Genomic DNA, 9,471 nt, shown 5'->3' on the forward strand with positions numbered 1-9,471 from the left:
CGAAGGCAGGCGCGTTGATCGACGGTGTGCACCAGGCGAGCGCAATCGCAGTAGCTCGAATACGCTCATCTGAAGTGCCCCCCGCAGGCTCGCCCAGAGCACCACGCGCGCACCACCGCGGCGCCGTGGCGCCGCCGTCACGGCCTGCGCGCAGCACGCCGAAAATCACCTTTCGCGCGCAAGGCGGCGTGCTACGCTTTGCGCGTTCTCACCTTCCCGAGCAGGCGATGGCTACCGAACAGTCAGACCGCTTTCCCGCCATCGGCGACACCGAAGCCGAAGCCGAGGCACTAGCGCGAAAACGTCGCCCGCGCGGTAGCCGCGAGATGCGCCTCGACGACCGCGTCGTCATTACCCACGGCATGCCGACGCCTATCTGGCAGGACCTCTATCACCGTGCACTCGTCGTCCGCTGGCCGATGTTTTTTATCTCGCTCGGCGTCTTGTTCCTGCTGCTCAACACCTTGTTTGCCGCGCTCTACATGCTCGGCAACGCGCCGATCGCCAATCAGTTTCCATCGGGCTTCGGCGGCGCATTTTTTTTCAGCGTCGAAACGCTCGCGACGGTCGGCTATGGCGACATGCATCCGCAAACCGTCTACGCGCACTCGGTCGCAACGCTCGAGATCTTTGTCGGCATGTCCGGCATTGCGTTGGCAACGGGGCTGATCTTCGCGCGCTTCTCGCGCCCGCACGCGAAGATCGTGTTTGCCCGCTATGCGGTCGTGCGGCCGCTCGACGGCCGTATGACGCTGATGGTGCGCGCTGCCAACGCGCGCCAGAATGTGATCGCCGAAGCGCGTGCGAGGCTGCGCATCATGCGCCTGGACACCACCGTCGAAGGTTTTACGCTGCGCAAGCTCTACGATCTGACGCTGGTGCGCGACCAACATCCCGTATTCAAACTGGGCTGGGTCCTGATGCACGTGATCGACGAAAACAGCCCGCTGTTCGGCGAAAACGCCGAGACGCTCAAGGGGCGCGACGCGTCGCTGCTGCTTACGCTCGACGGGGTCGACGAATCGACCTCACAGACCATGCAGGCGCGTCACATGTGGCCATGCGAGCAGATTTGCTGGCAGTACAAATATGTCGACATCATGCGCGAGGAAAACGGCGTGAGTCATATCGATTACTCGCATTTCGACGAGGTCGTGCCGCTCGACCCGCCGTCCGTCGCGACTGTGGTGCAGGCTTCCGCAGCGGTAGAACCGGCCGCGGATTCGCGGAGCTAAAATCGCGCGCCTTGCGGGCGGCAATATACCAGGGCATACCCGAACCCGCCCGCCGCGTGGCAGATCCATCTCAAAACTTCATTAAAACGCGCGGCTCGTCGCGCTCATTCGCCATTCACCCGAGCAAGTAGAAAAAATTCACTCCAATCGGCGCTAAAAAATAGAGTCTCTTTCGCCGCGTCACCTTTGTGGCCCCCACACCACGGCGCGCGGATGCAAAAACACTGGAGACTCACCCATGACCGCTCGCCTGCCCGTCGACGGCACGCCCGCTCTCGCCGACTACAAGCTGTCCGACAACCTCACCGCCACGCGCGGCCGCATCTTCCTCACCGGCACGCAGGCGCTGGTGCGCCTCGTGCTGATGCAGCGCGCAGCCGACCGCGCGCACGGCATGAACACGGCCGGCTTCATTAGCGGTTATCGCGGCTCGCCGCTCGGCATGGTCGACCAGCAGTTGTGGAAAGCAAAAAAACTGCTCACGGCGAGTGATATTCGCTTTTTGCCGGCAATCAACGAAGAACTCGGCGGCACCGCGGTACTCGGTACGCAGCGGGTGGAGTCGGACCCGGAGCGCACCGTCGAAGGCGTGTTCGCGATGTGGTATGGGAAAGGCCCCGGCGTGGATCGCGCGGGCGATGCGCTGAAACACGGCAACGCATACGGCTCGTCGCCGCATGGTGGCGTGCTGGTGGTGGCGGGCGACGACCACGGCTGCGTGTCGTCGTCGATGCCGCACCAGAGCGACTTCGCGTTGATGGCGTGGCATATGCCGGTGGTGAATCCGTCGAACATTGCCGACATGCTCGAGTTCGGCCTGTATGGCTGGGCGCTGTCGCGCTTCTCGGGCGCGTGGGTCGGCTACAAGGCGATCTCGGAAACGGTCGAATCCGGCTCGACGGTCGACCTCGACGCGCTGCAAACCGAATGGGCGACTCCACAGGATTTCGAAACACCGGCAGGCGGCCTGCATAACCGCTGGCCCGATCTGCCGAGCCTGACAATTGAATCGCGGATGCACGCAAAGCTCGACGCCGTCCGTCATTTCGCGCGCACCAACAGCATCGACAAATGGATTGCGCCGAGTCCGCACGCGGACGTCGGTATCGTCACGTGCGGCAAAGCGCATCTGGACTTGATGGAAACGCTGCGCCGGCTCGATCTGACCGTCGCCGATCTGGAAACGGCCGGCGTGCGGATCTACAAGGTGGGGCTGTCGTTCCCGTTGGAAATGACGCGCATCGACGCGTTCGTGTCCGGTTTGTCCGAAGTGCTGGTGATCGAGGAAAAAGGTCCGGTCATCGAGCAGCAGATCAAAGACTATCTGTATAACCGCACGCAAGGCACGCGTCCGATCGTGATCGGCAAGAATGCCGAAGACGGCACGCTGCTGCTGTCGTCGCTGGGTGAATTGCGGCCGTCGCGCATTCTGCCTGTGTTCGCGAACTGGCTCGCGAAACACAAGCCGGCGTTGGATCGCCGCGAACGTGTGGTCGACCTGGTCGCGCCGCAGATTCTCTCGAATGCCGCGGATAGCGTGAAGCGTACGCCGTATTTCTGCTCCGGCTGCCCGCACAACACGTCGACCAAAGTGCCGGAAGGTTCGATCGCGCATGCGGGGATCGGCTGTCACTTCATGGCGTCGTGGATGGAGCGCGATACCACCGGCCTGATTCAGATGGGCGGTGAAGGCGTCGATTGGGCCTCGCATTCGATGTTCACGAAAACGCGCCACGTTTTCCAGAATCTCGGCGACGGTACCTACTTTCATTCGGGCATTCTCGCGATCCGTCAGGCGGTGGCCGCGAAAGCCACTATCACGTACAAGATTCTCTATAACGATGCGGTCGCGATGACGGGCGGCCAGCCGGTCGACGGCAGTATCTCCGTGCCGCAGATCGCGCGTCAGGTGGAAGCCGAAGGCGTGTCGCGCTTCGTCGTGGTCAGCGATGAGCCGGAGAAATACGATGGGCATCACGACCAGTTTCCGAAGGGCACGACGTTCCACCATCGCAGCGAAATGGACGCCGTGCAGCGCGAATTGCGCGACACCGACGGCGTGACCGTGCTGATCTATGACCAGACTTGTGCGGCGGAAAAACGGCGTCGGAGGAAAAAAGGCGAGTTTCCCGATCCGGACAAGCGTCTGTTCATCAACGAGGAAGTTTGCGAAGGCTGCGGCGATTGCGGCGTGCAGTCGAACTGTCTGTCGGTTGAACCGGTTGAGACCGCGTTGGGGCGCAAGCGCCGCATCGATCAATCGTCGTGCAATAAAGACTATTCGTGCGTGAACGGTTTCTGCCCGAGCTTCGTCACCGTGGAAGGCGGCAAGCTGAAGAAAGCCGCGGGCGCCGCGTTCGATCCGGCCGCGCTCGCCGCACGCGTCGAAGCGTTGCCGATTCCCGCGACGCATCTCGATGCCGCGCCGTATGACATCCTGGTGACGGGTGTCGGTGGCACGGGTGTCGTGACGGTCGGCGCATTGATCAGCATGGCTGCGCATCTGGAAGGCAAGAGCGCGTCGGTACTCGACTTCATGGGCTTTGCGCAAAAGGGCGGCTCGGTGCTGTCGTTCGTGCGCTTTGCCGCGCGCGACGAGTGGCTCAACCAGGTCCGCATCGACACGCAACAGGCCGACGTGCTGCTCGCCTGCGATATGGTGGTGGGCGCGAGCGCCGATGCGCTGCAAACGGTGCGTCATGGCCGCACGCGGATCGTCGTCAACACGCACGCGATTCCGAATGCGACCTTCGTGCAGAACCCGGACGCGACGCTGCATGCCGACGCGCTAATCGACAAGATGCGTCACGCGGCAGGCGCCGAGCGCATGTCGACGTGCGACGCCCAGGCGCTTGCTACACGTTTCCTCGGCGACACCATCGGCGCGAACATTCTGATGCTCGGCTACGCCTGGCAACTCGGCCTCGTCCCGGTCTCGTTCAGCGCGATGATGCGCGCGATCGAGTTGAACAACGTTGCCGTGCAAATGAATCAACTGGCGTTCTCAATCGGGCGTGTTGCCGCGGAAGACCCGGCCGCGCTGGAATCGCTGTGGCAAGCACGCCATCTGGCCACGCAACCGGTGCGTGTCGATACGCTCGACGAACTGATCGCGCATCGCGAGGGCCGTCTCCAGACGTACGGCGGTGCGCGCTACGTACAGCGTTATCGCGCGTTGGTCGATGCGGCGCGGCGCGCCGAAACCGCGGTCGATGCAAAGAGCGAGCGCATCACGCGCGCAATAGCGACGACGTTCTATCGTCTGCTTGCGGTGAAGGACGAATACGAAGTGGCGCGCCTGCATACGGATAGCACGTTCCGTGAAGCACTGGAAGCGCAATTCGAAGGTGTGGCGGGCAAGGACTTCGGCATCAAGTTCAACCTCGCGCCGCCCACACTCACGCGTGCTCCGGCGGGCGTGAATCCGACCAAGAAGACTTTCGGTCAATGGATGTGGCCGGTTCTCGGCGTGATGGCGAAATTCAGCGGTCTGCGCGACACGATGTTCGATCCGTTCGGCCGCACGCTCGAACGCAAAATGGAACGCGAACTCGCCGGCGACTACGAGACCACCTTGCAACGCGCGCTCTCGAAGCTCGATGCAAACAATCTCGAAGACGTCGCGAAGCTCGCCGATCTGCATGCGCGTGTACGGGGTTATGGTCACGTTAAGCTCGCGAATCTGGCAGGCGTGAAGCGCGGCGAGCGTGATCTCGCTGCGCGCTTGCAGATCGAAGCTGCGACGAGCGTGTCGGTGAAGAAGTCGTTGGAAGAGGTGAAGGGCGCCGGACAATTGCGCGGGATTCCGGTGGTCGTCGCGAAGTAGGTTCTTTCGCACGTGCGATGAAAAATGCCGCTTCGGGTTGAACCTCGAAGCGGCATTTTTTTGCCTGACAGTTTTGCTGGGCGTTGCGTCCGGCTGCTTCGATTTCCGCCTGACGAATCAGCCGTGCCTTGCGTCCAGCAGCGCTCGCACCTGCGCGACTTTCGCCGCATCGACGGGTGCGAGTCCGTTGCCGCCAACCCGTACGCCCGAACCGAAGTGAACCGCCTGCAACTGCGTCGCGCTCACGAAACCGGCCACTGCATCGATCGTCAATCCCGCGCCCGCTAGCACCGTGCAATGTGACCCGGCCGCTTGCCGCACCATGTCGCGCATGATCGACTCCGCCTGCAGTACCGAAGGTTTGCCGCCCGAGGTCAGGACATTTGTCACGGCATCGAAACCGAGCAGCACGTCGAGCGCTTTTCGCTGATCACGCGTTTCGTCGAACGCACGATGGAAGGTGATGGCCAGACCGTCCGCCGCATCGATCGCGCGCGCGAGGCCTTCGCGGTCGATCTCACCGTCTGCCGTCAGCATGCCGATCACCACGCCGTTCGCACCGGCCGCTTTGACGGCGCGCACGTCGCACAGCATCACGGCGTAGTCGTCGGCGTCATATACGAACGAGCGGCTATGCGGTCGCACGATGACGTTGACGGGGATGCTCGCCGCGGCGACCGCCGCTTCGATCAACCCGAGACTCGGTGTCAGACCGCCCTCACCCATCGCGGTGACGAGTTCGAGACGGTTCGCACCCGCCTGCGCTGCAAGGCGGGCGTCGGCAACGGTCGTGGCGATCACTTCGAGTAGGACGGACATAGGCGTGGCTGAGGGTCGTTAAAAACGACATGATCTCAGAACCGCCACGCGCGCCCTCCCAATATGAACCGCCAGGATTGCTACTCACGCTCCAGATCGAACCATTGGAATCGCCGCCTTCCGTTCCGATCTGAACCGCCAGCATCGCCGCTTACCTACCGAAACAAACTACCCGAACCGCTATTCCTCAACCCAATCGATATCGCCACACAGCACGCACGTCTGCTCACCGACATGCGTCGCCACCGAGAGCGTCACGCACGGCAACGCCTCGTTGATCGACAGATACGGACGCGTCACATGCACGCGTTCCGGCGCGCTGATCGCCGCGCGGAAATACGGACGGCGCAGCCAGTTCGCCCCTTGCGCATCGGCCAACGGCAAAAAGCGCGTCTCATGCGCCGCGCGATCGGCGCGCAATACGACGTTGCGCCCCGCCTGCTTGCCGTTCGCGTCGAGCAGGAAGCAGCGCGCGGCATGGTCGAGCGCGAGGAAATTCCAGCACACCTCCTCGAGCGGTTCGCCGGCGGCAAGCCGCTCCGCGGCGCGCTCGAACGCCCGCAGGTACGGTGCGAGGCGGCTCGCATTGCGGCGCTCGCGCGCCTCGGCCTGATCGCGATAACGGTCGGTGACTTCGCTGATGCAAGTCGTGGCGTGCGCCGCATCGGCCGCGCCCGGATTGGGTCGTCCGAAGAAAAAGCCCTGTACGAAGTCGGCGTCGCAGGCGAGCGCCATCTGCGCTTCATGCTCCGTTTCCACGCCTTCGATCAACACGAGCTTGCCCGCTTCGTGCAGCAACGCCACCAGCCCCGGCAGGATCGTCGCCATATCCGCACGATGCGCGGCGTGCGACAGCATGATGCGGTCGAGCTTCACGATATCGGGATTCAATTGCCAGATCCGCTCGACATTCGAGTGACCCGCGCCGAAGTCGTCGAGAGCAATCAGGAAACCGCGCTCACGGAACTGACGTACTGCCTCGGCGAGACGTTCGAGATCCTCCGCGCGTTGCTCGAGCACCTCGAGCACGATCCGCCGCGGCGACAGATCGAGCCGTTTGAGGTTGGCCAGCAAGGCAGCGGCGAGATACGGATCGGTGAGCGCGCCGGGATGGACGTTCAAGAACAGCCATTCCCGCTCGGCGCCGAGCACCTTGAAGTTCTCCAGATGCAGAGTCTGGGCGAGCCGATCGACTTGCAACACGTCGCCGAGACGTGCCGCTTCGCCGAAGACGTCGAGCGGCGACACGGGACGGTCGAGCGCATCGTGCGCGCGCAGCAGCCCCTCGTAGCCGACCGCCCGCATATGCGAGAGACTGAAAATCGGTTGAAACACGCTGGTCAGCGTCAGCTCGCCATGCTGCGCTGAAAAACGCTCGAGCCCCGACGTCACCTCGACATCGAAGCCATGCGGCACGCTGGCCGTTCTTTCCTGTTGCGCAATCGTCATGCAATCCTCTCACGCGAGAGCCGGGCCGGTCCGAACGCGGAGGCGAACAACCTCGGCACCGTTTCTCAAAATGTGCGTCATCGATATACGTTAAGCAAGCTCCATGCGCACGCTGGCGCACATTCGACTGAAAATTGCATGAAGGATTGCACCGGTGAAAGGGTCGATGCGCCGCCGGTGGGCGCGCCGCGCACCGTTACAGTGCACCGCCTTACGGGAACCCTTGCTGGCCACGTTCGCTGGACACTGCACAGCTGGCGCTGGCGTGACGCGCCGTCGGGCTAAACTTCGGGCTTACCGCGTTCCGCGCGCCTCATGACCGTTATGCGGCGACATCGCAGATGATAGCGGTGGAAGCACCGTTATATCTCCAGAAATAGACCGATGGACATTGTCTTTACCGTACTGATTCTCTTGCTCGCCGTCGCCGCTTCCGGCGTGGTTACCCGGATGCTGCCGGTCGCCTTGCCGCTGCCGCTCGTGCAGATCGCGATCGGCGCTTTGCTCGCATGGCCGCGGCTCGGGCTGCACGTCACCTTCGATCCGGAAATTTTCATGATGCTGTTTATTCCTCCGCTGCTGTTCGCGGATGGATGGCGCATTCCCAAGCGCGAATTGTTCATGGCGCGCCGCTCTGTTCTGATGCTCGCGCTCGGCCTGGTTTTCATGACGGTGCTGGTGGTGGGCTACTTCGTGCACGCACTGGTGCCGTCGATTTCGCTTCCGGTTGCATTCGCGCTTGCCGCTGTGTTGTCGCCGACCGATGCCGTGGCGCTGACCGGCATCGTCGGCAAGGGCAAGATTCCTGGACGGCTGATGCATATTCTTGAAGGCGAGGCGTTGATGAACGACGCGTCGGGTCTTGTCGCGTTGAAGTTTGCGATTGCCGCGGCGCTGACGGGCGTGTTTTCGCTGCGCGATGCGTCGATCAGTTTCGTGATCATCGCCGCGGGCGGTCTCGCGACGGGCGCGGCGGTGAGCTGGCTGTTCAGTTTTGTGTCGGCACACTTTCTGAGTCTTGACGAAGACGGCGATCCGGCGCCGGGCGTGGTGATGACGCTGCTGATCCCCTTCACCGCTTATCTGACTGCTGAGCGCTTCGAGTTGTCGGGCATTCTGGCCGCGGTCTCGGCCGGCATGATGATGAATTACGCGAGCATTGTGCATGTCGGGCCGGTGTCATCGAGAGTGCGCGCGAATAGCACGTGGACGATGATCGAGTTTGTCTTCAACGGCATGGTGTTCATTCTGTTGGGGCTGCAGTTTCCGCATATTCTCGGCCGCGCGTTGCTCGACGCGCACGAGACCGGCAATGCGCAGGTATGGCTGCTGATCGGCTATATCGGCGCCGTGGCGGCGGCGTTGTATGCGATGCGCTTTGTGTGGGTCTGGCTGCTACGCTGGTTCGCGAGCCGCGGCGCGGCGAAGCATGGCGTGGTGAATGCTGTGCCGGGGTTGCGCACGGTCACCGTGACGACGGTGGCTGGCGTGCGCGGCGCGGTGACGTTGGCGGGTGTGTTGTCGTTGCCCGAGGTGTTGCCGGGCGGTGCGCCGCTGCCGGGACGGGACCTGGCGATTTTCATTGCGTCGGGGGTGATTCTTTTATCGCTGCTGGTTGCAGTTGTGGCGTTGCCGCTGTTGTTGCGCGGTTGGCGGCGCGGCAGGGATCCGCACGCCGCGGAGGAGGCGATGGCACGCACGATGGCGGCGCAAGCGGCGATTCGTGCTGTCGACGAGGTGCACGATACTGAGTGCGTGGATCTGGATGAGTCGGCATCCGCGTATGCGGCGGATGTCACCGCGAGGGTGATGGATGTGTATCGGCGACGGCTCGCCACGTTGTACGAGGAGCGGGAGCCACGGGAAATGGCGCGCCGTGCCGATGCGCTGGAGTTTCGGATGAAGTTGGCTGCTATGCGAGCTGAGCGCAAGGCGCTGCTGGCGCTGCGCAATTCTCAAGCGATTAATGATGAGACTTTGAATAAGCTGATGCGGGAGGTGGATTTGGTGGAGACTGCGCTGACCGCGCGGAGGAAGTGAAAGATTGGGGGTATTTTGCGTTCGCAGTGGTGTCTGTTTTGCCTATGGCGTTGGCCTTTGGTTGGTCTTTTGCCTGCGTGGCGGTTGTTTCTGTTTGCCTAT

General features: G+C 62.7%; 5 protein-coding genes. 3 read left to right on the forward strand and 2 right to left on the reverse strand.

What is annotated here, in order from left to right; genetic code table 11:
• Nucleotides 1-227: 227 nt before the first annotated feature.
• Together PQR53_RS31265 and PQR53_RS31270 are read left to right on the forward strand one after the other, a co-directional pair.
• A complete protein-coding gene (locus PQR53_RS31265; protein WP_408462939.1) occupies nt 228-1,235 on the forward strand; it encodes an ion channel in 1,008 nt (335 codons plus the stop codon).
• A gap of 238 nt (nt 1,236-1,473) precedes the next feature.
• A complete protein-coding gene (locus tag PQR53_RS31270; RefSeq protein WP_408462942.1) occupies nt 1,474-5,061 on the forward strand; it encodes an indolepyruvate ferredoxin oxidoreductase family protein in 3,588 nt (1,195 codons plus the stop codon).
• 117 nt (nt 5,062-5,178) lie between these two features.
• Here PQR53_RS31270 and PQR53_RS31275 read toward each other — a convergent pair whose 3' ends face one another.
• Complete coding sequence (locus PQR53_RS31275; RefSeq protein ID WP_408462944.1) at nt 5,179-5,880, reverse strand: copper homeostasis protein CutC; 702 nt, start codon at nt 5,878-5,880, stop codon at nt 5,179-5,181.
• Between the two features lie 180 nt (nt 5,881-6,060).
• A complete protein-coding gene (locus PQR53_RS31280; RefSeq protein ID WP_408462947.1) occupies nt 6,061-7,329 on the reverse strand; it encodes a sensor domain-containing phosphodiesterase in 1,269 nt (422 codons plus the stop codon).
• Nucleotides 7,330-7,713: 384 nt separating this feature from the next.
• Between PQR53_RS31280 and PQR53_RS31285 the strand changes: the two genes are divergently transcribed.
• Nucleotides 7,714-9,369: a Na+/H+ antiporter gene (locus tag PQR53_RS31285; protein WP_408462950.1), complete on the forward strand. Its 1,656-nt coding sequence runs from the start codon at nt 7,714-7,716 to the stop codon at nt 9,367-9,369.
• Nucleotides 9,370-9,471: the final 102 nt, after the last annotated feature.

The organism is Paraburkholderia fungorum (assembly GCF_046027605.1).
Taxonomy (GTDB): Bacteria; Pseudomonadota; Gammaproteobacteria; order Burkholderiales; family Burkholderiaceae; genus Paraburkholderia; species Paraburkholderia fungorum_F.

Bases quoted from the DNA above. Each gene is read 5' to 3' on its own strand.
- PQR53_RS31275 (WP_408462944.1), bottom strand. From the start codon at position 5,880: ATGTCCGTCCTACTCGAAGTGATCGCCACGACCGTTGCCGACGCCCGC.
- PQR53_RS31280 (WP_408462947.1), bottom strand. From the start codon at position 7,329: ATGACGATTGCGCAACAGGAAAGAACGGCCAGCGTGCCGCATGGCTTC.
- PQR53_RS31265 (WP_408462939.1), top strand. From the start codon at position 228: ATGGCTACCGAACAGTCAGACCGCTTTCCCGCCATCGGCGACACCGAA.
- PQR53_RS31270 (WP_408462942.1), top strand. From the start codon at position 1,474: ATGACCGCTCGCCTGCCCGTCGACGGCACGCCCGCTCTCGCCGACTAC.
- PQR53_RS31285 (WP_408462950.1), top strand. From the start codon at position 7,714: ATGGACATTGTCTTTACCGTACTGATTCTCTTGCTCGCCGTCGCCGCT.